The sequence below is a fragment of the Streptomyces sp. GL_148 genome (assembly GCF_057834205.1).
The window spans coordinates 7,489,001-7,514,727 of sequence record NZ_CM174396.1 but is presented as its reverse complement, the minus strand read 5'-3'; the positions used below and the strand labels follow the sequence as shown (position 1 = coordinate 7,514,727).

Sequence of the window (25,727 nt, the reverse complement as noted above, 5' to 3'; positions counted from 1 at the left end):
ATCGGCGCGAGGGGGGAGGAAGAGAAGATGGAGGGGTGAACGCACGGGATCGGGACGGTGAGGGGCGGGCGCGGAACGCGCGGCCCAGGGACGGGCTGGGCCGGCCGCTGCCCTACGGGGCCCAAGGGGTCGAGCGGCAGCCCGAGGGAGTGGTGCGGTCGCCCGGGGAGACGGTGGCGCAGGCGCAGCGGCTGCTGGACGCCGGGATGCCCTTCCACGCGCACGAGGTGTTCGAGGACGCCTGGAAGTCCGGACCCGCGGCCGAGGCGCCGCTGTGGCGGGCGCTGGCGCAGCTGGCGGTCGGGCTGACGCACGCCGCGCGCGGGAACACGGTCGGCGGGGCCCGGCTGCTGCGCCGCGGGGCCGATGCCCTGGCCCTGGCCGGGCGGGACGGAGTCGGGGGCGGAGCTGGTGGCGGAGCTGGTGGCGCGGCCGCTCCCGCGGCCTGGCCCGCGTACGGGATGGACGTTCCCGGGCTGGTCCGCTGGGCCCGGGAGCTGGCGGGCCGGGTGGAGGCCGGCGCGGCCGTCGACGCGGCGGCCGAGGCCCCGCACCTCACGGGCGGACCCTGCCGGGGCTGAGCGCGGGACGGCACGGCGGCAGGGCCGGCCCCGGCGGGCGCCCCCGGGCCCGGGCATCGGCCTCCTCGGGTGAGCCCCGTCTCACGCCCGGCCAGGGCCTACGCCGGCTGGAGGAGGTCCCAGCGGTTTCCGTAGAGGTCCTGGAAGACGGCGACCGAGCCGTACGTCTCGTGGCGCGGCTCCTCCAGGAAGCGGACGCCCTCGGCGGCCATCCGGGCGTGGTCGGCGGCGAAGTCGTCGGTGTAGAGGAAGAAGCCGACCCGGCCGCCCGTCTGGTCGCCGACGCGGGAGCGCTGGGCGTCGTCCTTGGCGCGGGCCAGCAGGAGGGCGGATTCCTTGGCGCCCGGCGGGCGCACCACGACCCAGCGGGATCCGTCCGGGCGCGGGGTGTCCTCGGCGAGGTCGAAGCCGAGCGCGCGGGTGTAGAAGTCGATGGCCTCGTCGTAGTCGTGGACCACGAGGGCGGTGAGGGCGAGGTGGGAGGACATGCCCTCATTGTGCGCCGAGGAGGACCACCTCCAAGGTGCGGGGACCGTGCACGCCCTCCACCCGGTCCAGTTCGATGTCGCTGGTGGCGGAGGGGCCCGAGATCCAGGTCAGGGGGCGGGTGGGGTCCAGGAGCGGCAGCGCGCGCGGGACGGAGTCCACCACCTGGCCGGGGACGCGGACCACGCAGATGTGGTGGTCCGGGACCAGGGTGATCCGGCGCCGTCCCTGCTCGGGGCCGCCGTCCAGGACGATCGTCCCGGTTTCGGCGATGGCCAGGGCGCAGCCGGTCACCACGCTCTCCACCGCGTCCAGTTGGTGCGCGGTGGAGGCCGCGCGGTCGTGGATCCGGGTCGCGTCGACGGCCGCCATCCAGTACGGGGGCAGCCCGGGCGGTACCAGGACCGACTCGGAGCCCCGCTCGGCGAGGAGCCGCATCAGCAGCATGGCGATGCCGTCCTCGTCGACCCGGTGGACCTTGGCACGGTACTCCGTGAGGTTCGCGGCGAGCAGGTCCACGGTCTCGGCCGGGGTGCGGGCGCCGTGGACCGCGAGGTACTCCCGGGGGACCTCGGTGTCCGGGCGCGGCTCGGGCAGGGCCCGGCGGATGCGGGCCAGGATCTGCTCCTTGGCGCTCACGGGCGTGCCTCCTTCTCGCGCGCCGCCCACCAGTCGCGGAACGAGCGCTCCGGGAGCTCCGGCAGCTCCCGGCTGTCGGTCCAGGCCCGCCCGGGCCCCGGCAGCCGGCGCGGTCGCAGCCGCCGGGCGCGGGCCAGCAGCCGCTCCCCCGCGCGCAGTACGCCCGGATGGTCGAGGAGGAGCCGGGCGGCCCGCATCGCGGCGCGCTCGGCGGTGTGGCCGTCGGCGGGGCGGATGCGGACCCGGATGCCCTCGCGGGTCACCGGGCCGCCCTGGACCACACGTTCGCGCAGGTGGACCAGTACCTCGGGGATGTCGATGGCGACCGGGCAGACCTCGTAGCAGGCCCCGCACAGGGTGGAGGCGTAGGGCAGGGTGGCGTCGATCTCGCTCCCGGTGCCCCGGAGCTGGGGGCTGAGGATGGCGCCGATCGGGCCGGGGTAGACGGATCCGTAGGCGTGGCCGCCGGCGCGCTCGTACACCGGGCAGACGTTGAGGCAGGCGGAGCAGCGGATGCAGCGCAGGGCCTGGCGGCCCACCTCGTCGGCGAGGGTGTCGGTGCGGCCGTTGTCGAGGAGGACGAGGTGGAAGGCGGAGGGGCCGTCGGCGTCGGCCCCCTTCGACGGCCCCAGCCCGGTCCACATGGTCGTGTACGGGTTCATCCGCTCGGCCGTCGAGGAGCGGGGCAGGGTCTGGAGGAAGATCTCCAGGTCGCGGAAGGTCGGGACCACCTTCTCGATGCCGACCACCGAGATCAGGGTCTCGGGCAGGGTCAGGCACATCCGGCCGTTGCCCTCGGACTCGAAGACGACCAGGGTGCCGGTCTCGGCGACCATGAAGTTGGCGCCGGACACGGCGACTTTGGCGCGCAGGAACTTCTCGCGCAGATGCAGCCGGGCCGCTTCGGCGAGCTCGCGCGGGTCGTCGCCCAGCCCTTCGGGGGCCGGACGGCCCCAGCCGCCCATCTCCGCGGCGAAGATGTCGCGGATCTCGCCGCGGTTGCGGTGGATGGCCGGGACCAGGATGTGGGAGGGCCGGTCGTGGCCGAGCTGGACGATGAGCTCGGCGAGGTCGGTCTCGTACGCGGCGATCCCGGCCGCCTCCAGGGCCTCGTTCAGGCCGATCTCCTGGGTGGCCATGGACTTGACCTTGACGACTTCCTTCTCCCCGGTGGCCCGGACCAGTTCAGTCACGATGCGGTTGGCCTCGTCGGCGTCGGCCGCCCAGTGGACGGTGCCGCCCGCGGCGGTGACGGCGGCCTCCAGCTGGAGCAGGTAGCGGTCGAGGTGCGCCAGCGTGTGGTCCTTGACCGCCTTGCCCGCCGCACGCAGCCGGTCCCAGTCCTCCAACTCGGCGACGGCCCGCGCCCGCTTGTCGCGGATCGTGTGCGTGGCGTGGCGGAGGTTGGCGCGCAGCACCTCGTCCCGTACGGCCTCGCGGGCCGCGTCGGGGAAGGCCGGCATGCCCAGGTACGTGCCCGTCATGTGAGGGGTTCCTCCTCCGTCGCGGCCAGGATCTCGGCGAGGTGCAGGGCCCGCAGCGGGGCGCCCTGGCGGCGCAGGATGCCGTCGAGGTGGGCGAGGCAGGAGTTGTCGGCGCCGCACAGTACCTCGGCGCCCGTGGACATCGCGTGGGCGGTCTTGTCGGTGCCCATCGCGGCCGATACGTCGGGGTTCTTGACGGCGAAGGTCCCGCCGAAGCCGCAGCACTCCTCGGCGCCGGGCAGTTCGCGCAGTTCCAGTCCGCGTACGGCGGCCAGCAGCCGCCGGGGCCGGTCCCCGAGTCCGAGGCCCCGCAGGCCGTGGCAGGACGGGTGGTAGGTGACGGTGTGCGGGAAGTACGCGCCGACGTCGGTCACCCCGAGGACGTCGACCAGGAACTCGGTGAGCTCGTACACGCGCGGTACGAGGCCTTCGGCGAGAGCGGCCAGTCCCGGGCCCCGGCCCTCTGCCTCGGCCGCGCGCCCGATCCGGGGGTAGTGGGAGCGGATCATGGCCGCGCAGGAACCGGACGGGGTGACCACGTACGCGTACCCGGCGAAGGCCTCGGCGGTACGCCGGACCAGTGGTTCCGCCTCGCGCCGGTAGCCGGTGTTGTACTGCGGCTGGCCGCAGCAGCTCTGCGCGGCGGGGAAGTCCACGGTGACCCCGAGCCGCTCCAGGAGGCGGACGACGGCGATGCCCGTGCGCGGGTAGAGCGCGTCGTTGACGCAGGTGACGAACAGGGCGGCGCGCATGACGGGCAGAATAGCCGGGTGAAGAAGTTCTCAGTGATCGGCATAGGCGCGGGCGACCCGGACCACCTGACCCTCCAGGCGGTCAAGGCGATCGGCGCGGCGGACGCATTCCTCATCCTGGAGAAGGGCGAGGAGAAGGCGGATCTGACCGGGCTGCGGCGCGCGATGCTCGACGCGCACGCCCGCCCCGGACACCGGCTGGTGGAGGGCCGCGATCCCGACCGCGACCGGACGCCCTCCGACTACACCCCCACGGTGGACGGCTGGCGCAGCGCGCGGGCCGAGCTCTTCGAGCGGTTCATCGCGCAGGACCTGGCGGAGGGGGAGACGGGCGCGTTCCTGGTGTGGGGCGACCCCTCGCTCTACGATTCCACGCTCGCGATCCTCGACGAGGTGCTGGAGAAGGGCCGGGTCGCCTTCGAGCACGAGGTGGTGCCCGGCATCAGCAGCATCTCCTCGCTGCTGGCCCGCCACCGCACCAACCTCAACCGGGTGGGCCGTCCCGTCCAGATCACCACCGGGCGCCGGCTCGCGGAGGGCTGGCCGGCCGACGTGGACGACGTGGTGGTGATGTTGGACGCCCGCCACGCCTTCACCGCCCACCTCGACCAGGACCTGTACATCTACTGGGGTGCGTACGTCGGCACCCCCGACGAGATCCTGGTCTCGGGGAAGCTGGCGGAGGTCGCCGGCCGGATCGAGGAACTGCGCACCGAGGCCCGCGCCCGCAAGGGCTGGATCATGGACACGTACCTGCTCCGGCGCGGCTGAGGCGGTCTAGGGCCTGTCGTCAAACTCCCGTCGTCGCCCGAAGGGCGGCCGCGCGGCGTCTGGTGCGTGCTCTCGGCGCGCCGGGCGAAAGTACGCGTACTGGACGTACTCGGGCTTTCGCCCGGCGCGGCGAGAGCACGTGCCAGGCGTCGCGCGGCAGACGGGAGTTTGACGACAGGCCCTAGGGCAGGTAGGCGGGCAGGACCTCGGCGAGCCGTTCGTACTCCTCGGCCCGGTTGTAGATCTGCGCGCTCACCCGGATGCCGCCGCCGCCCGGCCAGGGCCAGATCAGTACCCGGATCCGCTGCTCGGCCGCGATCCGCTCGCGCAGGTCGCGGGCGGCGTCCGGGGTCTCGGCCATCCCGGGCGGCAGCCGCAGCGTGCGCAGGGCCAGGCCCTCGGTGTGCGGGAGCGGGGCGATTCCCGGGATCCCGGCGAGCAGGGCCGCGCCGTAGGCGGCCAGCGCGCTGTTGTGGGCCCGTACCTTGGCGGCGTCGAGCTCCTCCAGCAGGTCGAGCCCGTCCGGGGCGGCGAGCCAGCCGGTGTAGTCGAAGGTGGCCCGGTTCTCCACGGAGCGCGGGAAGCCGTGGTGGTCCTCCCAGGAGGGCACCGGCGGGCGGACCCGGTCGCGGTGGTGCGGGGCGACGGCCAGGATCGCGGTGCCGGACGGGGCGTAGGCCCATTTGTGGAGGTTGCCGAACCAGAAGTCGGCGCCCCCGCCCAGGGGGTCGGGGATCATGCCGGGGGCGTGGGCGCCGTCGACGAGGGTGGTGACGCCCCGCTCGGCGAGTTCGGCGAGCAGCCGGGGCGCGGCGATGATCCGGGCGGTGGGCGAGCTGATGTGGTCGAGTACGGCGACCCGGGTCCGCGGGGTGACCCCGGCCAGCACGGCTTCCCGTACGGCGTCCTCGTCGGGGAGGCCGGTGCCCAGGGCCACGGTGGTGAGCGGGGCGCGCCGGGCGGCGGCCGCGACGACCGTGCCGTAGCCGTGGTCGGTGACCAGGATCTCGTCGCCGGCGGCGAACTCCACGGCGTCCAGGGCCACGTTGGCCGCCTCGGTGGCGTTGGACACGAAGGCGAGTCCGTCCGGATCGGCGCCGAGCCGGGCGGCGATCCGGGTCCGGGCCTCGACGAGCCGGTCGGCGGCGCCGATGAAGAAGGTGTCGGGGTCGGCGTGCGCCTGGGCCCGCAGGGCGGCCTGTGTCTCCTGGACGGGGATCGGCACCGCGCCGAACGACCCGTGGTTCAGGTGGCTGACGTCCTCGGAGAGCCGGAACAGCTCCCGCCCGCCCGGGAATTCGGCGGGACGGCGCACGGACCCGCTGCGTGAGGCGGCCCCGGACCGCCCGGCGGCGTCGGCGGGGTCGACTCGACTGGCGCGATCGGCGCACTCGGCACGGTCGGCGCGCTCAGCACGGTCGGTCGGCTCGGCGGGCTGGGCTGGCTGGGGCACGTGGGACCTCCGTGGGTGCGACGCGGCTGTCGGCCCGATCATGCCCCGCCGTCCACCGGAGCGACAGCCCCTCCTGCGGCCATCGCGGGGACGAAGGCGCGGCGGCACCGCAGGAGCAGCTCCCGTACGGCGGGGCTGCGGCTGTCGCGCCACACCAGGGAGAGCAGGGCCGGGGTCTGCACGTCCTCGATGGTCCGTGCGGTGAGCCGGTCCCGGTAGGAGCCGGCCATCGAAGCGCTCAGGACGGCGACCCCGAGGCCGCGGGCGGCGAGGTCCGCCATGGCGTCGGAGGCGCCGGCCTCGAGGGCGATCGCGAGTTCCAGTCCCTGTCCGGCGCAGGCCTGGTCGAACACCGTGCGCAGTCCGGTGCCCGGCGGCATGCAGATGACCGGGTACCGGTCGAGGTCGCGGAGGGTCACCCGCTCCGCTCCGGCCAGAGGGTGCCCGGGCGGGACGGCGACGACCAGGCGCTCGCTGATGAGGGTGAGCGCCTCCAGCCCGTCGGGGGTGGTGGCGGCGGTTCCCACGAGGGCGAGGTCGACGGCGCCGGTGCGCACGGCCTGCACCAGCCGGTCGGAGTTGTCCTCCAGCAGGGCGATCTCCACACCGGGGTGGGCCCGGTGGAAGGCGGCGAGGGCGTCGAAGAGGGGGGTGAGGGTGCAGCCGACGACCATGCCGACGGTGAGGCGGCCGCGGATCAGGCCGGTCACCTCACCCACCGCCTGGGCGAGGGCTCCGGTGGCGGCCAGGGCCGCGCGGGCGTGGTCGAGGGCGGCCTTGCCGGCGACGGTGAGGGTGGCGGTGCGGCCGGAGCGGTCGAAGAGCTCGGCCCCCAGTTCCTGTTCGAGGCGGCGGATCTGGGCGCTGACCCCGGACTGGCTGATGTGGACGCGCTCGGCGGCGCGGGTGAAGTTCTGTTCTTCGGCGACCGCGACGAAGTATTCGAGCTGCCTCAGTTCCATGACGGGAGATTCTAGCTCTCAGCAGAACCAGCTGTTGGACTTCTGATCACCGGGCAGCGAGGCTTGAACCGCACCCGGAACGATCGCCGAACGCAGGAGGAAACCGTGCCGGAGACCACCGACTACGCGTCGTACGAGAAGGCCCTGCACCCCGAGGACATCACCCGCCTGTTCGTCGAGCGCTCCAACGCCGGTGACGCGGCCGGGGTCGCCGCCCTCTACGAGGTGGACGCCGTGATGGCCTTCCCGCCCGGCGAGCTGACGGTCGGGCGGGAGGCCATCCGCGCCCTGTGGGAGCAGGTGCTGGTGAACCGGCCCCGCTTCGAGCCGGAGCCTGCGCTGCCGACGCTGGTGAGCGAGGGCATCGCCCTCACCTCCACCCCGCCGAGCGACGGCACCGGGGCCCGCGCCCAGGTCGTACGCCGCCAGCCGGACGGCAGTTGGCTCCGGCTGCTGGACCAGCCGGAGTTCGCACCGGCCCCGGGCGGAGCCTCGTAGGAGTGCCGGCCTCAGGTCGCCGGCGGGCGCAGTCGTCCGCCGTGGCGGACTCAGCTCCGGCCGCTGCTGGCGGCGTGGTACTGGAGGTCCTGGACCTCCACCCTGCGGTCCACCCGGTAGCGCAGCTCCACCCGGGCCCCGGTCCTGCCGTCCCGCACCACGGCCGCCGAGCCGGCGCCCGGACTCAGGGGCAGCAGCTCGGAGTGGACCCCGGCCGGGGCCGCGTGCGCGTCTTCGGCCGCCCCCACGGCCGTACGGATGCTCGCGGGCGCGGTCAGGAAGCTCAGCACCTCCACCGTGTCCCGGGCCGCGGCGCTGCCGCCCCGCAGCGACATCACGAGGGACTGGCCGCCGCTCGGGTCGGCGGCGGCGAACTGGGTGCGCGAGCTCAGGTACAGCGTGTCCCGGACGATCTTCGGCCAGCCGCCCGTCTTGAACCGGGTGAGGTAGTACGAGGAAAGGTCCAGGTAGGCGTGGCCGTTGTGCAGGGAGGGCGCGAACTGGCTGCCCTCGCTGTAGTCGTTCCAGGTGGTGAGCTGGACCCAGTCGGCCCCGTCCTCGATGGCGCGGTTCCATGTGGCGCGCAGGGTCGCGGTGTTGCCCGCCTCGTCGTAGATGCCCTGGTTGGGACGGGCGTCCTGGACGGATACGGGCTGCATCCAGATCTTGCCCGCGGCGTGGGCGCGCCGCACGTCGCGCGTGGAGCTCTCCTGGCCGACGTAGCTGCGGCTGCCCCACTCGGAGAATCCGTAGCTGATGGGCTCGAACGCGCCGCTGTGCGCGCCGAAGTCGAGGAAGAGCGGGACGAACGCGGTACGGATGCCGTGGCGGGACTTCAGGACGTCCATGACCCGGGTCCACCAGGCGACGCCCTTCTCCTCCGCCTTGAACGGCGAGACGACCAGCCGTCCGTCGGGGAGCCGGTGGGCGGCCGGGGCCTTGCCGAGTTCCGCGAGGAGGTCGGCGAGCACGGCCGGGTCGTCGGTGCCCAGGGAGGTCATGTCCGGCATCAGCATGATCTTGAAGGCCGGGTCCACCGAACGGGCCGCCTCCATCAGGAGGTTGCAGCGTTCGCGGTTCTTCCCGGAGAGGGAGAGCAGGTCGAGGGTGAATCCGTCGATGCCGGCGGCGCGGGCCGTGCGGACCTCCTGCTGGAGGTTGGCGAGCTCCCAGTTCCCGGTCCGGGGCGGGACGGGCAGCGGCCGGTCGCGCAGCAGGCCGCCGTACCGCTCGTGCTTGCCGTTCTCCCCGTCCGGCTTCAGGTAGTTGCGGGTGTAGTAGTCGACGTCGGCGTCCGCGTTGTCCAGGGAGAGCGGGTACGGGGTGAAGTAGTGGGCGAAGACCAGCTTCTTGCCGGCGGCGCCGGAGCGCAGGGCGGCCGGCTGAGGCAGGTCGAAGGGCAGGGCGCCGGTGGGGCGCGCTCCGCCGTCCGTACCGGACCCCTGGGGCTTCGGGTCCGGGGACCGCCCGCCCGGGCTCTGCGGGGCGGTGGCGCCCGGGCCGGTGGCGGCGGGGCCGGTGGTGGTGGGCGCGGGGCCGTCGCCGGGGGTCCCGGGCAGCGTGCCGGCCGGGACGGGTCCCGAGCGGGCCCGTGCGTCCGCGACGGTACGGGGCTCCCAGGCGAGGCCCGTCGCGGCGAGGACGCCCACGAGGAGGAAGGCGGACAGGAGGAGGCTCAGCAGGGGTCTTCGACGCCGGAAGCCCGCACGGCGCCGGTGCGACGCGGGTCTCGCGCCCCGCCCTGCCCGACGCCGGTCCGCGCTCATCCTGACCCCTCCCCCGAATATGCCCGCGCCATTCCCGGGCATCGGGCGGCACAGCAGAAGTACAGCGGATTCCGGGCCCCCGGACAACTGTTCCCCGGCGCGGCTGCGAGCGGGCCGCGGGGCGGGTGCGGGGCTACGGGCGCCCCGCCTGCGACGGGAGCCTCACCCCACGGGCTCCTTCGTCATTGGACAAAGGCACGCCAGCTGTACAACTCCTGCGATCACCGGGCGCCACGGGCGATTCGCCGGAATAGGGAATTCCCCTGGCCTTTCGAAGAAAGTGGCGCATAATCATCTCCATGCGGCTTGAAACTACCCTCTTGCCGCGGATGGTCACGTATGCAGGGGGGCATCGTGCCGATGAGGGAATCCAGAGGCGCCGGTAGTACGTTCCCGGCGGCCTCCGCGGAGCTGTCCCGTCTTTTCACCGCCGTGCGGCGGGGCAAAGTGCTGACCGTCACAGGACGGTTCCGCGAGCCCCGGAGCCTGCTCGTGCGGGAGATCGGGAAACGGCTCGCGTCCAATTTCTACGACGGCGTGGCCGTGGTGTCCATGGACCAACGGTTCGGAGTCCGGGACCTGACCGCCGCGCTGGGCTGCGTACCGGGCATGCCGTTCCTGCCGTGCGGCACGTCGAACGCCGCGTCGTGGCTGGCGGAGCGCGACATGCTGCTCGTCCTCGACGGCTGCGAACACCTCGCGTCCGAGGCCCTGGACTGGCTGCGCGAACTGCTCGCCGTGGCTCCCGGAGTGCGGATCCTTGCCGCCGGACGCGACCCGCTGGCCTTCGCACCGGAGCAGGTGCACCCCCTGTGACCGGGTGCGCGAACGGGTCCGCAAACGGGTGCGCGAACAGGTCCGCGAACAGGTCCGCCCCGGTCGGCGACTGCCGACCGGGGCGGACCCGTGGAAGCGGTGGGCCTCAGCCCTGACGGACCTCAGCCATCCCTGGCGGACTTCAGCCGAGGATCGCGAGCGCCGCGTTCAGCGTCGCGGACGGCCGCATGATCGCCGAGGCCTTGGCGGCGTCGGGCTGGTAGTAGCCGCCGATGTCGGCCGGGGCGCCCTGCACGGCGATGAGCTCGCCGACGATCTTCTCCTCGGACTCGGCCAGCGTCTTGGCCAGCGGGTCGAAGGCGGCGGCCAGCTTCGGGTCCTCGGTCTGGCGCGACAGCTCCTGCGCCCAGTACAGGGCGAGGTAGAAGTGGCTGCCGCGGTTGTCGATGCCGCCGAGCTTGCGGCTCGGCGACTTGTCCTCGTTCAGGAACGTGCCGGTCGCCCGGTCCAGGGTGTCGGCCAGCACCTGGGCGCGGGCGTTGCCGGTCGTGGTGGCGAGGTGCTCGAAGCTCGCGGCCAGTGCGAAGAACTCGCCCAGGCTGTCCCAGCGCAGGTAGTTCTCCTTGACCAGCTGCTGGACGTGCTTCGGGGCGGAGCCGCCGGCGCCGGTCTCGAAGAGGCCGCCGCCGTTCATCAGCGGGACGACCGACAGCATCTTGGCGCTGGTGCCCAGCTCCAGGATCGGGAAGAGGTCGGTCAGGTAGTCGCGCAGCACGTTGCCGGTCACCGAGATGGTGTCCTCGCCGCGGCGGATGCGCTCCAGGGAGAAGGCGGTGGCCTCGACCGGGGAGAGGATCTTGATGGTCAGACCCTCGGTGTCGTGGTCGGCGAGGTACGTCTTGACCTTGGTGATCAGCTGCGCGTCGTGCGCGCGGCCCTCGTCCAGCCAGAAGACGGCCGGGTTGCCGGTGGCGCGAGCGCGGGTGACGGCGAGCTTGACCCAGTCGCGGATCGGCAGGTCCTTGGCCTGGCAGGCGCGGAAGATGTCGCCGGCGGCGACCTCCTGCTCCAGGACCGTGGCGCCCGAGGCGTCGACCAGGCGGACGGTGCCCGCGGCGGCGACCTCGAAGGTCTTGTCGTGGCTGCCGTACTCCTCGGCCGCCTGGGCCATCAGGCCGACGTTGGACACCGAGCCCATGGTGGAGGGGTCGTAAGCGCCGTGGGCGCGGCAGTCGTCGATGACGACCTGGTAGACACCGGCGTAGCTGCTGTCCGGGAGGACGGCGAGGGTGTCGGCCTCGGCACCGTCCGGGCCCCACATGTGGCCGGAGGTGCGGATCATGGCCGGCATCGAGGCGTCGACGATGACGTCGGACGGGACGTGCAGGTTGGTGATGCCCTTGTCCGAGTCGACCATCGCGAGGGCCGGGCCCTCGGCGATCTCGGCGTCGAAGGAGGCCTTGATCGCGTCGCCGTCGGGCAGCGCGCCCAGGCCGTTCAGGATGCCGCCGAGGCCGTCGTTGGGAGACAGGCCCGCGGCCGCGAGGGTCTCGCCGTAGCGGGCGAAGGTCTTCGGGAAGAAGGCGCGGACCACGTGGCCGAAGATGATCGGGTCGGAGACCTTCATCATCGTGGCCTTGAGGTGCACGGAGAACAGGACGTCCTCGGCCTTGGCGCGCTCGATCTGGGTGTTGAGGAAGGTGCGCAGCGCGTCGACGTGCAGGACGGACGCGTCCACGACCTCACCGGCGAGCACCGGTACGGACTCGCGCAGCACGGTGACGGCGCCGTCGGCGGCGACGTGCTCGATGCGCAGCGTGCCGGCCTCGGCGATCACGGTGGACTTCTCGGTGGAGCGGAAGTCGTTCTCGCCCATGGTGGCGACGTTCGTCTTCGACTCGGAGGTCCAGGCGCCCATGCGGTGCGGGTGCGTCTTGGCGTAGTTCTTGACCGAGGCGGGGGCGCGGCGGTCGGAGTTGCCCTCGCGCAGGACCGGGTTGACGGCGCTGCCCTTGATCTTGTCGTAGCGGGCGCGGTTCTCGCGCTCCTCGTCGCTCTTCGGGTCGTCCGGGTAGTCCGGAAGCGCGTAGCCCTGGCCCTGGAGCTCGGCGACCGCGGCCTTGAGCTGCGGGATCGACGCCGAGACGTTGGGCAGCTTGATGATGTTGGCGCCCGGGGTCTTCGCCAGTTCGCCGAGCTCGGCGAGGGCGTCCGCGATCCGCTGGCCCTCTTCCAGGTACTCGGGGAAGCTGGCGATGATCCGACCTGCCAGGGAGATGTCACGGGTCTCGACATTCACACCGGCCGTCGACGCGTACGCCTGGATCACAGGCAGGAAGGAATACGTCGCGAGGGCCGGGGCCTCGTCAGTGTGCGTGTAGATGATGGTCGAGTCAGTCACCGGATGCTCCGCTCCACAGTCTGCGTCTCTCGTCTGCAACATTGCTCGACATCAAGATATCTCGTGATCGGGCCGGTCTGGACAGCCCCCCGGCGCAAGCCCCCACGAGACACACGTCACGCTCGGTGGCCGGGGCCGCCCGGGCGGCCCCGCAAACGGCGAAAGCGCCGCCACCGGCTGCTTTCAGCCAGGGCGACGCTCAGGCACTACCGGTCACGGACCTGCTCAGGCGTGGACGGCCTTCGGGCTCGGGCCGTACTGGTTCGGGTTCGGGTGACCCTCGGTGGCCATCAGGACGAGCGCCCAGATCCAGCCGACGAGCGGGATGAAGGCGACGAGGACGAACCAGCCGGACTTGCCCTGGTCGTGCAGGCGGCGGACGGAGAGGCCGAGGTTCGGCAGGAAGGTGGCCAGCGCGTAGATCCCGTAGAGCAGCGGGGAGGTGGTGAGGACCGCGTCGAGGATGGCGACGATGATCAGCGCGGCGGTGTTGAAGAGGAAGAACATCCAGAACTCCTGGCGGCGCGCGCGGCCGGAGAAGTCGACGTACTTCTTCAGAACATCGGTGTAGTAGTGCATGGGTCCCCCCAAGAGACGGTGTGCCGGCCGGTCCCCGATGGAGCGAGCCGGGGCAGAACTTATGCCCCGCTTACGTCGCGGTCAAGCCACTTGACGAGGCACCAAAAGGGTTACTTTTCGCCGCTCGACGGCTCAAACACACCGGTACCGGGCGCAACTTGAGACCCTCTGCCCTCGTTTCGTCGCCGCCCGTGACGAAAAGACCTGACGGAAGTCTTACGGCGGGGCGTGGGAGCCCGCCGCGCTCCCCTGAAGTCCGTAGCGTCCCGGTCATGCGCGTACTCGTCACCGGCGGATCCGGGTTCATCGGCTCCCACATCGTTACCACTCTGCGCCTTCGCGGCCACGATCCCCTCGTCCTGGACCTCGTCCCCCCGGCGGACGACGCCGAGTTCGTACGGGCCGACGTCCGCGACGCCGAGGCCGTACGCAACGCCCTGCGCGGGGTGGACTCCGTCTGCCACCAGGCCGCGATGGTCGGCCTCGGCAAGGACTTCGCGGACGCGCCGGCGTACGTCTCCCACAACGACCTCGGCACGGCGGTGCTGCTGGCCGCGATGGCGGAGGGCGGGGTCCGGGACCTGGTCCTCGCCGGCTCGATGGTGGTCTACGGGGAGGGCCGGTACGAGTGCCCGCGCCACGGGGTGGTCCGCCCGGGCCCGCGCCGCGCCGCCGACCTGACCGCCGGCCGCTTCGAACCGCACTGCCCCGTCTGCGGCTCGGAGCTGACGCCGGGGCTGGTCGCCGAGGACGCGCCGACGGATCCCCGCAACGTGTACGCGACCACGAAGCTGGCCCAGGAGCACCTGGCGGCCTCCTGGGCGCGGTGCGTGGACGGCCGGGCGGTGTCGCTGCGCTACCACAACGTGTACGGCCCGGGGATGCCGCGCGACACCCCGTACGCGGGGGTGGCCTCCTTCTTCCGCTCCTCGCTGGCGCGGGGCGAGGCCCCGCAGGTGTACGAGGACGGCGGCCAGCGGCGGGACTTCGTCCACGTGACCGACGTCGCGGAGGCCAACGCCCTGGCCCTGGAGGCCTCGACGCCGCTCGGCGCGTGCACCGCGTACAACACCGGCAGCGGAACCCCGCACACGGTCGGTGAGATGGCCACCGCCCTGGCCACGGCCCACGGCGGCCCCGCCCCCGTCATCACCGGCGAGTTCCGCCTGGGCGACGTCCGCCACATCACGGCCGACTCCCACCGCCTGCGCACGGACCTGGGCTGGCGCCCCGAGGTCGACTTCACGAAGGGCATGACGGACTTCGCACACGCCTGACGCCGCCGAATCCAGCCCCGCCGGCGTGTGAGGCGCGGGGCCGGGGGGGGGGGGGGGGGGGGGGGGGGGGGGGGCGGCGCCCCCGGCCCCGGCCGGGCTCAGGCCGGCAACGGCAGGGTCACCTCGAACCGGCACCCCCCGGGAACGTTCCGCACCGCGGCCCGCCCCGCATGCGCCTCCACGATGCCCCGCACGATCGCCAGCCCCAGCCCCGCCCCCGCCGGAGGCGCCGGTACCGAGGCCACCCCCGCCGGAGGCGTCCGCGCCTCAGTGCCCCGCCAGCCCGTGTCGAAGACCCGCGGCAGGTCCTCCGGCGGGATCCCGCCGCAGCCGTCCGTCACGGAGACGACCACCGCTCCCCCGCCCTCCCGTACGGAGGCCGCGATCGCCACCGTGCCGTCCGTCGGCGTGTGCCGGATCGCGTTGATCAGCAGGTTGGCCAGGACCCGCGTCATCTCCTTGCCGTCCACCTCCACCGGCACCCGGTCCACCGCTCCGCCGTCGAGCCGCACCCCGCGCTCCCGCGCCAGCGGGTGCACCCCGGACAGCGCGTCGCCGACCAGGTCGTACACGGACATCCGGCTCGGGCTCAGCGCGAGCGCCCCCGCGTGGATGCGGGACAGTTCGAAGAGGTCACCGACCATGGAGTTCAGCCGGTCCACCTCGGTGCGGATCTGCCGGTGGTACCGCGCCGGGTCCTCCGCCATGCCGTCCTCCAGCGCCTCGGACATCGCCCGCAGCCCCGCCAGCGGGGTCCGCAGATCGTGCGAGATCCAGGCCACCAGCTCCCGCCGCGAGGTCTCGAGCGCCCGCTCCCGCTGCCTGGAAACCGTTAGCTTCTCGCTCGTGGCCGCCAACTCCCGTGACAGCGCGGCCAGTTCTGCGGTCGCCAGCCCCGGAGGCGCAGCGAAGCTGCCTCCGTCACCGAAGTCCCGCGCGGCCAGCGACAGTTCCCGGCTGCGGGCCACCACCCAGCGCCCCAGCAGCAGCGCCACGGCCAGCGAGACCACCGCCGCCATCGCCACGACCAGGGTGACCACCCCGAGGTCGTGCCGGGAGAGGAACATCGCCTGGGCCACGGCGAGCGTCCCGGCCAGCATCGCGGTGACCGTCACGGCGGCGATCACCGTCAGGGACACCGCCACCGACCGGTGCCGCACCAGCCTCAGCACGAGCGCGCCGGCCGCGCCCGCGCACACGGCCCCGCCGAACGCGAACAGCGCGATGAGCAGGAGGTCCTTCATGCCGCGGCCACCTCGCCCGGTTCGAAGCGGTAGCCGACGCCCCACACGGTCTGGATCAGCTTCGGCCGCCCCGGGTCCTCCTCGACCTTGGCGCGCAGGCGGCGTACGTGCACGGTCACCGTCGACAGGTCTCCGAAGTCCCAGCCCCACACCTCGCGCATCAGCTCCTCCCGCCCGTGCGCCTGGCCCGGATGCCGCAGGAAGTGCGCGAGCAGGTCGAACTCGCGGACCGTTAGGGCCAGTTCGCGTCCGTCCTTCGCGGCCCGGTGGGTGGCCGGATCGAGCGTGATCCCGGCGCCCGTGAGGCGGGCCTCCGCCGCACCGGCCCCCGCGGCCGCCGTGGCCCCGGCGGCCGCCGCGCGCCGCAGCACGGAGGTGACCCGCAGGACCAGCTCGCGCGGGCTGAACGGTTTCGTGACGTAGTCGTCGGCCCCCAGCTCCAGTCCCGCGATCCGGTCGTCCTCGTCGCCCCGCGCGGTCAGCATGATCACGGGCACCGGGCCGGTCGCGCGGAGCCTGCGGCACACCTCCAGCCCGTCCAGACCCGGCAGCATGAGGTCCAGTACGACCAGGTCCGGCCGGACGGCCCCGGCGCGGGCGAGCGCCGCGGGGCCGTCGGCGACGCTCTCCACCGTGTAGCCGGCGCGCCTCAGGTAGCCGGTGACGACCTCCGCCACCGTCGGGTCGTCGTCGACGACCAGGATCCGCGCGGGCGCCGGTTCCGTACCGTCCGCGCCCGTACCGCCGCCACCGCCACCGCTGCTGCTACTGCTACTGCTCACGCCGTCACCGCTCATACCGTCCAGCCTCCCACCCACGGGCTCCGGTCCGGACCCCGGACCGCGTCCGTGGGGGCGACGTCCGCGTTTCGTAAGGAGTCCACGGCCCTTTTGCGCGGCCCCGGTTCCTACGGTGAAACCGTGAGCGAAACCGTGACGGTAGACGTCGTACTTCCCTGTCTGAACGAGGCCGAGGCCCTGCCCTGGGTCCTCGCGCGCATCCCGGCCGGCTGGCGGGCCCTGGTCGTGGACAACGGTTCCACCGACGGCTCCGCCGAGCTCGCCCGGGCCCTCGGCGCGACCGTGGTCACCGAGTCCCGGCGCGGATTCGGCGCCGCCTGCCACGCCGGGCTGCTCGCTGCCGAGGCGGACGTCGTCTGCTTCTGCGACTGCGACGCCTCGCTGGACCCCGGGCTGCTGACCGGCTTCGTGGCGGCCGTCGCCGCGGGCGAGGCCGATCTGGTGCTCGGCCGACGCCGGCCGCAGGGCCGCGGCGCCTGGCCCGCGCACGCCCGGGCCGGGAACCTGGCGCTGGCCCGGCTGCTCCGCCGCCGGACCGGCCTGCGGCTGCGCGATCTGGGCCCGATGCGGGCCGCGCGACGGGAGGGCCTGCTCGGGCTCGGCCTGTCGGACCGGCGCTCGGGCTACCCGCTGCAGATGGTGGTCCGGGCCGCGGACGCGGGCTGGCGGATCCGGGAGGTGGACGTGCCGTACCTGCCGCGCTCGGGGAAGTCGAAGGTGACGGGCACCTGGCGGGGCACCTGGCAGGCGGTGCGCGACATGAGCCGGGTCCTGGCGCAGCCGGCCGACGGCCCGGCTGCCGGCCGGGCCGGTGCGGGCACGCCCTCCGGCGGTGCGCCCTCCGGCGGAGCGCCCTCCGGCAGTGCACCCTCCGGCGGCGCCCGATGAGCACGACCACGCTGCTGGTGATCGCGAAGGAGCCGGTCCCGGGCCGGGTCAAGACCCGGCTCACCCCGCCGTTCACCCCGGCCGAGGCGGCCGCGCTGGCCGTGGCCGCGCTCTCCGACACCCTCGCCGCCGTGGCCGCGGCCCCCGCGCGGCGCCGGGTCCTGGTCCTGGAGGGCCGGCCCGGCCCGTGGCTGCCGCCCGGCTTCGAGGTGGTCCCCCAGTGCGCCGGGAGCCTGGACCTGCGGCTCGCCGCCGCGTTCGGGGCCTGCGACGGGCCGGCGCTGCTGATCGGCATGGACACTCCGCAGGTCACGCCGGAGCTGCTGGACGTCGACTGGTCGGCGTACGAGGCCTGGTTCGGGCCCGCCGTCGACGGCGGGTTCTGGGCGCTCGGACTGGCCGTCCCGGACCCCGCGCTGCTGCGCGGCGTACCGATGTCGGTCCCCGAGACGGGCGCGGTCCAGTACGAACGGCTGCGCGCGGCCGGGCTGCGCACCGGCCGGCTGCCCGTGCTGCGTGACGTCGACACCGCCGAGGACGCCCGCCTGGTCGCCGCCGAGGCCCCGGCGGGCTCCTTCGCCGCGCGGCTGGCGGGCCTCACCCGGCCGGTCCTGCGGTGACCACACTCACCTCGGGCGGGGCCCGGCCCGGCGGTCCGGTCACGGCCTGGTCGGCAGACCCGTACACGGTGGCCCTGCGCCGCGGCCGGGGGCCGCTCTACCTGCGGCGGGGCGACGGCTGGCTGCTCCCGCTGGACGTGGAGCGCTGGTGCGAGGCTCCGGACGGCGCCGACCGGACGGTGCTGGGGCGCTGCCGGGGCGCCGTCCTCGACATCGGCTGCGGCCCCGGCCGGCTGGTGTCCGCGCTGGCCGCCCGCGGGCACCGGGCCCTGGGCATCGACGTCAGCCCGGAGGCGGTGGCCCGGACCGCCCGCTCGGGCGCCGCCGCCCTGCACCGGTCGGTCTTCGACACCCTGCCGGGCGAAGGGCGTTGGGACACGGCGCTGCTCATCGACGGGAACATCGGCATCGGCGGTGACCCCTCGGCGCTGCTGCGCCGGGCGGCCGAGCTGCTCGCGGTGACCGGCTCGCTGATAGTGGAGTGCGCGCAGGCGGAGAACGGGGCCGACGTGGACGAACGCTGCGAGGTGCGGGTCGCCGACGGCCGCGGCGGCCTCGGTGCGCCGTTCCCCTGGGCCCGGGTCGGCCCGGCGGCCCTGGCCCGGCACGCGGCGGCCGCGGGCTGGACCCCGGCCGGCCACTGGACGGCGACGGGCCGGTCCTTCACCGCATTGGCACGCGGGACCGCAGCCCCGTAGCCGGGGGGCGTAGCGCCGTCAGTGCAGTCCCGCGTACGCGGCCATGACGATCTCCATGCCGCGGTCGTCATCCTGCCGGTCCCGGTCGATCATCTGGTTCATCACGTAGGCCACCGTCATGCGTGCGTCGGGATCGCTCACGACCAGCGAGCCGCCCCAGCCTCCCCACCCGAAGGTGTTGCCGAACTTCCCGAAGCCCGCCGTCCAGGACATCGGCGTACCCAGGACGCGGTCCGCTCCGCTGAACACCTCCTGCCACGCGGGCTCGCACCCCTGGGGGGACAGCAGTCGCACACCGCCGGCCGTTCCCCGGTTCGCCAGGACCGACTGGACCAGGGCGACGGAGCGGGCGGTGCCGAAGCCGTTCACCGCGGGGATCTGCGCACGGCGCCAGGCCGGGGAGTTGACGTCCCTGACCCGGACGGCGGCGCCGGTGCTCTTCGGGCGTGCGCCGTCCGGTCCGGGCGGCGCGCTGGCGGCGTACTGGTCGGTCAGTGACGGCGGCGCGATGAGCGGTGCGACGCGGTGGTCGTGCTCCGCGGGGAGCCCGATGTGGAAATCCGCGCCCAGCGGCCCGGCCACCTCCTGCGCGAAGAACGCGCCGGGGCTGCGGCCGGTGATGCGGCGGACGATCTCGCCCACGAGGAACCCGAAGGTGAGCGCGTGGTAGCCGGCGGCCGTTCCCGGTTCCCATGCGGGCGCCCGCGCGGCCAGCCGCGCCGTCACGTCCTCCCAGTCGTAGAGTTCCTCGACCGCCCGCAGTCCGGGCAGATCCGGCAGCCCCGCCGTGTGCGACAGCACGTGCCGCACCAGCACGCCCTCCTTGCCCGCCGCGGCGAACTCGGGCCAGTAGGCGGCGACCGGCGCGGACAGGTCGAGCAGGCCGCGGTCGGCCAGGATCAGCGCGCACAGGGCCGTCATGTTCTTGGTCGTCGAGTTCACGGCGGTGAGGGTGTCGCGCTCCCAGCTGACGGAACGCTCCGCGTCGGCGTACCCGCCCCAGAGGTCGACCACCGGCTCGCCGTCGAGGTAGACCGCCGCCGAGGCGCCCACGTCGTCCTTGCCGAGCAACCCCGCAAGTGCCTCGTGGACCGAGTCGAACCGCGGCTCGCAATATCCCTTAATGTCGTTCATGGGCGTAAGCCTCGGGCAGCACCACGGCTCACCACCCGACAATTCCCGCACGGGATGTGTCGGGCGGGAACGGAAGGACGGACGGCGTGCTGGAGCGGCTGAACCAGGCGTTGGAGCACCTGGAGTCCCGCCTCGACCAGGAGATCGACATGGCCGAGGTGGCCCGGATCGCCGCCGTGTCGGAGTACCACTTCCGCCGGCTGTTCTCCGCGCTCGCCGGGATGCCGCTCCCGGTCTACGTCCGGCGCCGGCGGATGACGCTCGCCGGGGCGGAGGTACTGGCCGGGGAGCTGACGCTGCTCGATGTCGCGGTGCGGTACGGGTACGGCTCGGGCGAGGCGTTCGCCAGGGCGTTCCGCTCGGTGCACGGCATCGGGCCGGGCGAGGCACGGCGCACGGGCGCGGTGCTCACGGCGCAGCCCCGCATGTCCTTCCGTGTCGTCGTCGAGGGAAGTACGACCATGCGGTACCGGATCGTGGAGAAGGAATCCTTCCGGATCGTCGGCAGGAAGGCCCGGGTGCCGCTGGTGCACGAGGGGCCCAACACGGCCGCCACGGACCACGTGGAGAGCCTGGACGAGCAGGCGATCGTACGGATGAAGGCGCTGGCCGGCCGGGAGCCGGAGGGGATCTTCTCGGCGGTGGTGCACCTGACCGGCAGCCGGGAGGAGGGCGCCGAGGTGGACTACTGGGTCGGCGTGGCGACCGCCCCGCAGACGGCCGCCGAGGAACTCGACGCCCTCGACGTGCCGGCCGGGACCTGGGCGGTCTTCGACAACCGCGGGCCCTACCCGAGCTCCCTCCAGGAGCTGTGGCGGGACGTGTTCACCCAGTGGTTCCCCTCGAACCCGTACACGAGCCGGCCGGGTCCGGAGTTCCTCCGGACGCAGCCGGTGGAGATCGGCGCGGAGACCGACTCCCAGCTGTGGATCCCGGTGGAGCGGGGCCGCAGCGGGAGCGCCGACTGAGCTACGTGTCCCTTCGGGCCGGGGCGGATTCGCCAGGGCCGGGCCGTGAGCGCCGCCACCGGCCCACGGCCGCCATCGCCCCGGCGGCGATCGCCACCGCCGCGAGCACCAGGAGCAGGTTCCGTCCGTACGGCAGCGGCAGGGCCGACGGGTTCGGCGGCGCCCCCGGTCGCAGCAGCAGGGGCAGGGTGACCAGTACGAGCACGCCCGCCGTCAGCAGGGCTCCCCGTACGAGGCCCCGCGCGGGCACGGCGGCGACCGCGAGGCCGGCCGCCAGCACGAGGGGCGCGATGATCCCGTCGTGCAGGACGACCGCCCCGCCCATCCACACCAGCACGTCGAGGGGGTCGGGCAGGTCCGCCAGCAGCCGGCCGCCGATGGCGATCAGCAGCAGTCCGGCGCCGCCCAGCAGCAGGCGCACGCTCTTCACAGCACCTCCAGCAGCGTGACCCATTTGGTCTGCAGGACTCCGGGCCGGTTCGGTGCGATGACGCGCGCCGGGTAGCCGTGGTCGGCGGTCAGGACCTGCCCGTTCAGTTCCAGCGCGAGCAGGGTCAGCGGGTCCTCGGCGTAGTCCCGGCCCATCTCCATCACCCGGTAGGCGCCGCTCGTTTCCAGCGAGGTGACCCTCAGCCCGGCCCCGGCCGGGGCGCCTGCCCGTGCCATCAGGTCGCGGATCCGGACGCCGCTCCAGCGCGCTTCCACGCTCCAGCCCTCCACGCAGGCGATCGGCAGCCGTGCCTGCGCCCTTGGCAGGGCACGTAGTTGACTCAGCGTCAGGGTGTAGGGGGTGGGGCCCCGCACCTCCAGCCGCCAGTCCCGTACCGCCCGCTCGGTGACCCCGGCGGCCGCGGCCTTGCGGTTGACCGGGAGCCCCTGCGGTCCGTGGTCGGGGTGCCGGGGCGCGAGCAGGTCCAGCCGCTTCAGCGGGGTGAGGGACTGCCCGACGGTGGCGAGGGTGACGGCTCCGACGGCCGCGCCGACGCCGAGCATCAGGGAGCGCCGGTCCGGGCCGTCCTGGGCGGGGAGTTGGAGCGTTCCGGGCGAGCGGCGACTCCAATGGGCCCTGATCTCGGGGGCCTTGACGGCGAGGTGCAGGAGCAGCGAGCCGGTCACCACCCAGGCGAGGGCGAAGTGCGTCTGGATGAAGCCGAACGGCCACGGGTACCACTCGGCGATGTTGAGGAGTCCGGTGAAGACCTGGAGGACGGCGGAGGCCACGAGCACCGCCACCGACAGCCGCTCCAGCCCGTGCCGGACACCGCGCACCGGGGGCCACACGAACAGCCTCGGGTACACCGTCCACAGCTTCGCCAGCAGGAGCACGATCGCCGCGAGCCCGGTGGCGATGTGCAGGCCCTGGCTGAGCCGGTAGCCCCAGACCGGGCGGCTGGGCAGCGAGTCCGCGGCCCAGCCGGGCGGGTGCTGGAGGTAGTGGCTGATCAGGCCGGTCGCGAAGCAGACGGCGAAGGCCGCGCCGAGCCAGCGGCCGAGGGAGGTCGCGGTGCGGGCGTCGTGCAGCCGGCCCCCGAAGGAGGGCGGCCGGAACGGGAAGCGGGAGGCGGGTTCCGGCGAGGTGGGGGGCGGAGGTGAGGACGGCGGCCCGGACGGGGGTACGGGCGGCGGCCCGGGCGGGGGGCCGGGCGGCCCGGGCGGGGGTACGGGCGGCGGCCCGGGCGGGGTTGCGGACGGAGTCATGCCCTCCATGAGAGCGCCGCCGGGCCCACCACGGGCGGCCCGACACCTTACGAAACGCGGACGCCGGGCCGGGTCGCCCGCCCGGCGGCGCCCCGCGCTGCCAGGCTGGCCCGTATGGACCACCCCCGCGCCCGGACCCTCCTCACCGTGCTGCTGCTCGCCGCGCTGGCCGCCGTGCTCGTGCCCGCCGTCAGCGAGGAGGGCCACTTCGCCGACCCGGCCGGGCTCACCTGGTGGTACGCGGCCGCCTGGACGCTGTTCGGCACGGCCGCCTGGTCGCTGCGGCGGGTGCCGGAGCGGTACGTGGTCCCGCTCGTGCTGGCGGGTGCGCTGGCCGTCTGCGCCGCGGGACTCTCCGGGCCGCCGCTGACCAGCACCGATTCCTTCCGCTACGCCTGGGACGGGCGGGTGCAGGCCGCCGGGATCTCCCCGTACGACCACGCCCCCGCCGATCCGGCGCTGCGCGCCCTGCGCGACGACTGGCTGTTCCCGCGCGGCGGGGCCGCCTGCGCCGGGCCCGACCGGGTGGCCGTCGAGCCGGGGGTGTGCACCCGCATCAACCGGCCTGCCGTCCACACCGTCTATCCGCCCGTCGCGGAGGGCTGGTTCGGGCTGGTCCACGTCCTGTCCCCGCCGGGCGTGCGGCACAAGGCACTGCAGACCGGCGGGGCCCTGCTGGCGCTCGCCGTCACCGGGGCGCTGCTGCTGGTCCAGCGCCGCCGGGGCGCGAGCCCGCGTACCGCCGCGTACTGGGCCTGGTGTCCCGCGGTGGCGGTGGAGGCGGTGAACAACGCGCACGTCGACGTGCTCGCCGTCCTGCTGTCGGTGGCGGCGCTGGGGGTGGTGGTGCGCCGACGCCCGCTCGGCGGAGCCCTGTTCGGGCTGGCGATCGCGGCGAAGCTGCTGCCCGCGGTGCTGCTGCCGGGCGCGCTGGCCGGCGTACGGAGGTGGCGGGACGCGGCGGCGCTGCTGCTGCCCGCGGCCGCGGTGGTGGGCCTGGCGTACCTGCCGTACGTGCTGGTCTCTCGCGCGTCTGTCTTCGGCTACCTGGGCGGCTACGCCGAGGAGGAGGGGTACGAGGACCCGGGCGCGGGCGGCCGCTACGCAACTCTGCGCCTCGTGCTCCCGGACTCCTGGTCGGTGCCCGCGGTCACGGTCGGCATGCTGGCGGTGACGGCGTACGTCTGGCGGCGCGGGGATCCGCAGCAGCCCTGGAGCGCGGCGCTGTTGGTGACGGGAACGGCGTTCCTGCTGATGACTCCGGGGTACTCCTGGTACGCACTGCTGCTGATCGCGCTGGTGGCGCTGGACGGCCGCGCCGAGTGGCTGGGGGTGGCACTCGCCGGGGCGGCGGCGTACGTCTCGGTGCGCGCGCTGGGCGGGGCGACGATCCCGGTGGCGTACGGGCTGGCCGGGGCGGCCGTGCTCGCGGGGTGGGCGCTGCGGCGGCGGGCGGCGGCCCGGGGCGGGACGGGAGTTCGCCCCGGGCCGCCGCCTCACGCTCCTCGGAGCAACGGTCAGCCGATGTGGAACGGGTCCCCGTAAACCTTCCAGTCCAGGGGGGTGTTGAGGTTCAGGTTGCCCTTCTTGAGCCACACCCGCTGGGCCGTGTCGACGCGGCTGGTGTCGCTGTGCGCCTCCTCCTGCTTCATCGCCCAGACCCGGGCGTCGAGGAAGGCGTTCAGCCAGGTGGTCTCGTTGCCGCCCTGGGCCGGGGGCTTGGCCTTGGTGAGGGCGCGCTTGCGGATGTTGCGGAAGCTGGTGGAATCGGTGCCGTCGCCGTGCATGACGATGGCGTCGTAGTAGATGAACTGGCCGAGCACGCCCACTCCGTCGGACTTGCCGCGGCTCACGGACGGGTTGAAGTAGACCCGGTCGCGCTCGTGGTCCTGGGCCTTCTTGAAGTCGGAGTCGGAGGCCGCCTTCACCCAGTCCTTGGTGAAGTTGGGGTCGAGGCCGGCGTGCGAATCGCTGCCGTCGACCTTCCGCAGGGCGGGGAGGTACTTGGCGAGCACGTTGCCGGGCTTGATCTGCGTGTAGTACTCGACGAGTTCGAGCATGTCGTGGGTGCCGGAACAGAAGCCGATGATGCCGGCCGTGTAGCCGCGGCCGTCGTCTATGTCCTCGATGTACTTGTACTGCGCCTTCCAGTTCAGCGAGGAGTTCTCGGCGCTGGAGACGATCTGCATGGCGATGTCCTTCTTCACCGGGTCGTCGAGTCCGACGGCGGCGGCGGCCGACACCTGCGCGGTGGCCGGCGCCGCGGTGGGGGCGGCGGCGGTCGCGTGGGCGGTGACGGGCACGGCGAGAAGGGCGGCGCCGAGCAGGGTACTTACGGCCAGTCGCTTGCGGTGGGGGGTGAACACAGTTCCTCCATCAGGGAGTTAATGCTCGGGCGACTTCGTTAGGAAACTTTACTACCAGAAGTCGCGCCACCTCAAGGCCCCGGCACGGCCCACTCCGGCCGCCCCGGGCCGCGGCCCTGCGCGAGTGGGCCCGCGTCACCGCGCCCGGGCGGGGCTCCGCTCAGCCTTCGGAGCGGCCAGGGGTCCGAGCCGCCAGGCGGTCCAGCAGGCCTTGCTTCACGTCCGGCCACTCCGGACGCGTGATGCTGTACACCGCCGTGTCGCGGATCCAGCCGTCCCGCATGACCATGTGGTGCCGCAGTACGCCCTCGAGCTTGGCGCCGATCCGGGTGATCGCCGCCCGCGACTTCTCGTTCCGCACGTCCGTGAGCAGCTCGACGCGGTTCATCCCCATCGCCTCGAAGGCGTGCGTCAGCATCAGCAGCTTCGCCTCGGTGTTCGCACCGCTCCGCTGCCAGGACGCGGCGAGGAAGGTCCAGCCGATCTCCAGCCGCCGGTTCGCGGTGTTGATCACCATCAGCCGGGTGGACCCGATGACCCGCCCCGTCGCCGCGTCCACCGTCGCGTACGGGATCTGCGTGCCCGCCGCCCGCGCCGCGATCGCGTCCTCGATGAAGCCCCGGACATCGTCCGGGTGCGGGACGATCGTCACCGCGAGCTCCCACAGACTGCCGTCGCGGACCGCCTCGCACAGCCCGTCGTGGTGGCGGAGCTCCAGCGGCTCCAGCCGCACCCGCTCACCGGCCGGCTCCGCCATCGCCGACTCGTCCGCGTCCACCTGCTGCATGTCCGACCTGCCCGTCCCTCGTGGTTGCGCGCCAACACGCGGACGTTATCGGCCTGGCCGGGCGCCCTCATCCGGTTTTCCACCGCGCCGGCCGGGCA

The 25,727-nt window shown here is 73.8% G+C and carries 26 protein-coding genes; 10 read left to right on the top strand and 16 right to left on the bottom strand.

What is annotated here, in order from left to right:
* Positions 1-35 precede the first annotated feature (35 nt).
* Complete coding sequence (locus tag AC3IYI_RS33965; protein ID WP_489407270.1) at positions 36-581, top strand: DUF309 domain-containing protein; 546 nt, start codon at positions 36-38, stop codon at positions 579-581.
* Between the two features lie 98 nt (positions 582-679).
* Here AC3IYI_RS33965 and AC3IYI_RS33960 read toward each other — a convergent pair whose 3' ends face one another.
* Genes AC3IYI_RS33960 through AC3IYI_RS33945 form a run of 4 tightly spaced genes read right to left on the bottom strand, consistent with a single transcriptional unit; the run spans position 680 to position 3,942 of the window.
* Positions 680-1,069 carry a VOC family protein gene (locus AC3IYI_RS33960; RefSeq protein ID WP_489407269.1) on the bottom strand — a complete coding sequence of 130 codons (390 nt, stop codon included), beginning with the start codon at positions 1,067-1,069 and terminating at the stop codon, positions 680-682.
* A 4-nt stretch (positions 1,070-1,073) separates the two neighbouring features.
* Positions 1,074-1,706, bottom strand: a complete 633-nt coding sequence (locus AC3IYI_RS33955; RefSeq protein ID WP_489407268.1) for a LutC/YkgG family protein — start codon at positions 1,704-1,706, stop codon at positions 1,074-1,076.
* Positions 1,703-3,190 (bottom strand): lactate utilization protein B, encoded by a 1,488-nt coding sequence (locus AC3IYI_RS33950; protein ID WP_489407267.1) that lies wholly within the window; start codon positions 3,188-3,190, stop codon positions 1,703-1,705. Before AC3IYI_RS33950 ends, AC3IYI_RS33955 begins: the two co-directional genes overlap by 4 nt.
* A complete protein-coding gene (locus tag AC3IYI_RS33945) occupies positions 3,187-3,942 on the bottom strand; it encodes a (Fe-S)-binding protein (protein WP_489407266.1) in 756 nt (251 codons plus the stop codon). The genes AC3IYI_RS33950 and AC3IYI_RS33945 overlap by 4 nt, the downstream gene beginning before the upstream one ends.
* An 18-nt stretch (positions 3,943-3,960) precedes the next feature.
* On the opposite strand from AC3IYI_RS33945, the gene cobF reads away from it, so the two are divergent.
* Positions 3,961-4,713 (top strand): precorrin-6A synthase (deacetylating), encoded by a 753-nt coding sequence (cobF, locus tag AC3IYI_RS33940; protein WP_489407265.1) that lies wholly within the window; start codon positions 3,961-3,963, stop codon positions 4,711-4,713.
* Positions 4,714-4,894: 181 nt separating this feature from the next.
* Here the strand turns inward: cobF and AC3IYI_RS33935 are convergent, their stop codons facing one another.
* Positions 4,895-6,166 (bottom strand): aminotransferase class V-fold PLP-dependent enzyme, encoded by a 1,272-nt coding sequence (locus AC3IYI_RS33935; protein ID WP_489407264.1) that lies wholly within the window; start codon positions 6,164-6,166, stop codon positions 4,895-4,897.
* 38 nt (positions 6,167-6,204) lie between these two features.
* A complete protein-coding gene (locus tag AC3IYI_RS33930) occupies positions 6,205-7,128 on the bottom strand; it encodes a LysR family transcriptional regulator (RefSeq protein ID WP_489407263.1) in 924 nt (307 codons plus the stop codon).
* 105 nt (positions 7,129-7,233) lie between these two features.
* On the opposite strand from AC3IYI_RS33930, the gene AC3IYI_RS33925 reads away from it, so the two are divergent.
* A complete protein-coding gene (locus AC3IYI_RS33925) occupies positions 7,234-7,626 on the top strand; it encodes a YybH family protein (protein ID WP_489407262.1) in 393 nt (130 codons plus the stop codon).
* Positions 7,627-7,676: 50 nt separating this feature from the next.
* Here the strand turns inward: AC3IYI_RS33925 and AC3IYI_RS33920 are convergent, their stop codons facing one another.
* Positions 7,677-9,392 (bottom strand): glycoside hydrolase family 71 protein, encoded by a 1,716-nt coding sequence (locus tag AC3IYI_RS33920; protein ID WP_489407261.1) that lies wholly within the window; start codon positions 9,390-9,392, stop codon positions 7,677-7,679.
* 360 nt (positions 9,393-9,752) lie between these two features.
* Between AC3IYI_RS33920 and AC3IYI_RS33915 the strand changes: the two genes are divergently transcribed.
* Positions 9,753-10,208, top strand: coding sequence for a hypothetical protein (locus tag AC3IYI_RS33915; protein WP_489407260.1), 456 nt, complete (start codon positions 9,753-9,755; stop codon positions 10,206-10,208).
* A gap of 142 nt (positions 10,209-10,350) precedes the next feature.
* Here AC3IYI_RS33915 and AC3IYI_RS33910 read toward each other — a convergent pair whose 3' ends face one another.
* Positions 10,351-12,570 (bottom strand): NADP-dependent isocitrate dehydrogenase, encoded by a 2,220-nt coding sequence (locus tag AC3IYI_RS33910; protein WP_489407259.1) that lies wholly within the window; start codon positions 12,568-12,570, stop codon positions 10,351-10,353.
* Between the two features lie 225 nt (positions 12,571-12,795).
* Positions 12,796-13,149: a DUF805 domain-containing protein gene (locus tag AC3IYI_RS33905; protein ID WP_489407258.1), complete on the bottom strand. Its 354-nt coding sequence runs from the start codon at positions 13,147-13,149 to the stop codon at positions 12,796-12,798.
* Positions 13,150-13,421: 272 nt separating this feature from the next.
* Between AC3IYI_RS33905 and AC3IYI_RS33900 the strand changes: the two genes are divergently transcribed.
* Positions 13,422-14,426 (top strand): NAD-dependent epimerase/dehydratase family protein, encoded by a 1,005-nt coding sequence (locus tag AC3IYI_RS33900; RefSeq protein WP_489407257.1) that lies wholly within the window; start codon positions 13,422-13,424, stop codon positions 14,424-14,426.
* A 98-nt stretch (positions 14,427-14,524) separates the two neighbouring features.
* Here AC3IYI_RS33900 and AC3IYI_RS33895 read toward each other — a convergent pair whose 3' ends face one another.
* A complete protein-coding gene (locus tag AC3IYI_RS33895) occupies positions 14,525-15,670 on the bottom strand; it encodes a sensor histidine kinase (RefSeq protein WP_489407256.1) in 1,146 nt (381 codons plus the stop codon).
* The gene (locus AC3IYI_RS33890) at positions 15,667-16,374 is read right to left on the bottom strand and encodes a response regulator (protein WP_489411773.1); all 708 of its coding nucleotides are present in this window, start codon (positions 16,372-16,374) and stop codon (positions 15,667-15,669) included. The genes AC3IYI_RS33895 and AC3IYI_RS33890 overlap by 4 nt, the downstream gene beginning before the upstream one ends.
* Positions 16,375-16,590: 216 nt before the next feature.
* Between AC3IYI_RS33890 and AC3IYI_RS33885 the strand changes: the two genes are divergently transcribed.
* The 3 genes from AC3IYI_RS33885 to AC3IYI_RS33875 are packed head-to-tail and all read left to right on the top strand — an operon-like array spanning position 16,591 to position 18,676.
* A complete protein-coding gene (locus AC3IYI_RS33885) occupies positions 16,591-17,358 on the top strand; it encodes a glycosyltransferase family 2 protein (RefSeq protein ID WP_489407255.1) in 768 nt (255 codons plus the stop codon).
* Complete coding sequence (locus AC3IYI_RS33880; protein WP_489407254.1) at positions 17,355-17,978, top strand: TIGR04282 family arsenosugar biosynthesis glycosyltransferase; 624 nt, start codon at positions 17,355-17,357, stop codon at positions 17,976-17,978. The genes AC3IYI_RS33885 and AC3IYI_RS33880 overlap by 4 nt, the downstream gene beginning before the upstream one ends.
* Positions 17,975-18,676 (top strand): class I SAM-dependent methyltransferase, encoded by a 702-nt coding sequence (locus tag AC3IYI_RS33875; protein WP_489407253.1) that lies wholly within the window; start codon positions 17,975-17,977, stop codon positions 18,674-18,676. The genes AC3IYI_RS33880 and AC3IYI_RS33875 overlap by 4 nt, the downstream gene beginning before the upstream one ends.
* A gap of 18 nt (positions 18,677-18,694) precedes the next feature.
* Here the strand turns inward: AC3IYI_RS33875 and AC3IYI_RS33870 are convergent, their stop codons facing one another.
* The gene (locus tag AC3IYI_RS33870; protein WP_489407252.1) at positions 18,695-19,810 is read right to left on the bottom strand and encodes a serine hydrolase domain-containing protein; all 1,116 of its coding nucleotides are present in this window, start codon (positions 19,808-19,810) and stop codon (positions 18,695-18,697) included.
* A gap of 86 nt (positions 19,811-19,896) precedes the next feature.
* Here AC3IYI_RS33870 and AC3IYI_RS33865 point away from each other — a divergent pair, with 86 nt between their 5' ends.
* The gene (locus AC3IYI_RS33865; RefSeq protein ID WP_489407251.1) at positions 19,897-20,778 is read left to right on the top strand and encodes an AraC family transcriptional regulator; all 882 of its coding nucleotides are present in this window, start codon (positions 19,897-19,899) and stop codon (positions 20,776-20,778) included.
* Between the two features lies 1 nt (position 20,779).
* On the opposite strand, the gene AC3IYI_RS33860 is transcribed toward AC3IYI_RS33865, so the two are convergent.
* Positions 20,780-21,208: a hypothetical protein gene (locus AC3IYI_RS33860; RefSeq protein WP_489407250.1), complete on the bottom strand. Its 429-nt coding sequence runs from the start codon at positions 21,206-21,208 to the stop codon at positions 20,780-20,782.
* On the bottom strand, positions 21,205-22,476 hold the full coding sequence (locus tag AC3IYI_RS33855) for a molybdopterin-dependent oxidoreductase (RefSeq protein ID WP_489407249.1): 1,272 nt from the start codon (positions 22,474-22,476) through the stop codon (positions 21,205-21,207). The genes AC3IYI_RS33860 and AC3IYI_RS33855 overlap by 4 nt, the downstream gene beginning before the upstream one ends.
* A gap of 114 nt (positions 22,477-22,590) precedes the next feature.
* Between AC3IYI_RS33855 and AC3IYI_RS33850 the strand changes: the two genes are divergently transcribed.
* Positions 22,591-24,021, top strand: coding sequence for a glycosyltransferase family 87 protein (locus tag AC3IYI_RS33850; RefSeq protein WP_489407248.1), 1,431 nt, complete (start codon positions 22,591-22,593; stop codon positions 24,019-24,021).
* On the opposite strand, the gene AC3IYI_RS33845 is transcribed toward AC3IYI_RS33850, so the two are convergent.
* Both AC3IYI_RS33845 and AC3IYI_RS33840 read right to left on the bottom strand, forming a co-directional pair.
* Positions 23,994-24,842, bottom strand: a complete 849-nt coding sequence (locus AC3IYI_RS33845; RefSeq protein WP_489407247.1) for a chitosanase — start codon at positions 24,840-24,842, stop codon at positions 23,994-23,996. The genes AC3IYI_RS33850 and AC3IYI_RS33845 overlap by 28 nt on opposite strands.
* A 160-nt stretch (positions 24,843-25,002) precedes the next feature.
* Positions 25,003-25,629, bottom strand: a complete 627-nt coding sequence (locus AC3IYI_RS33840; protein ID WP_489407246.1) for a GNAT family N-acetyltransferase — start codon at positions 25,627-25,629, stop codon at positions 25,003-25,005.
* Between the last annotated feature and the right edge of the window lie 98 nt (positions 25,630-25,727).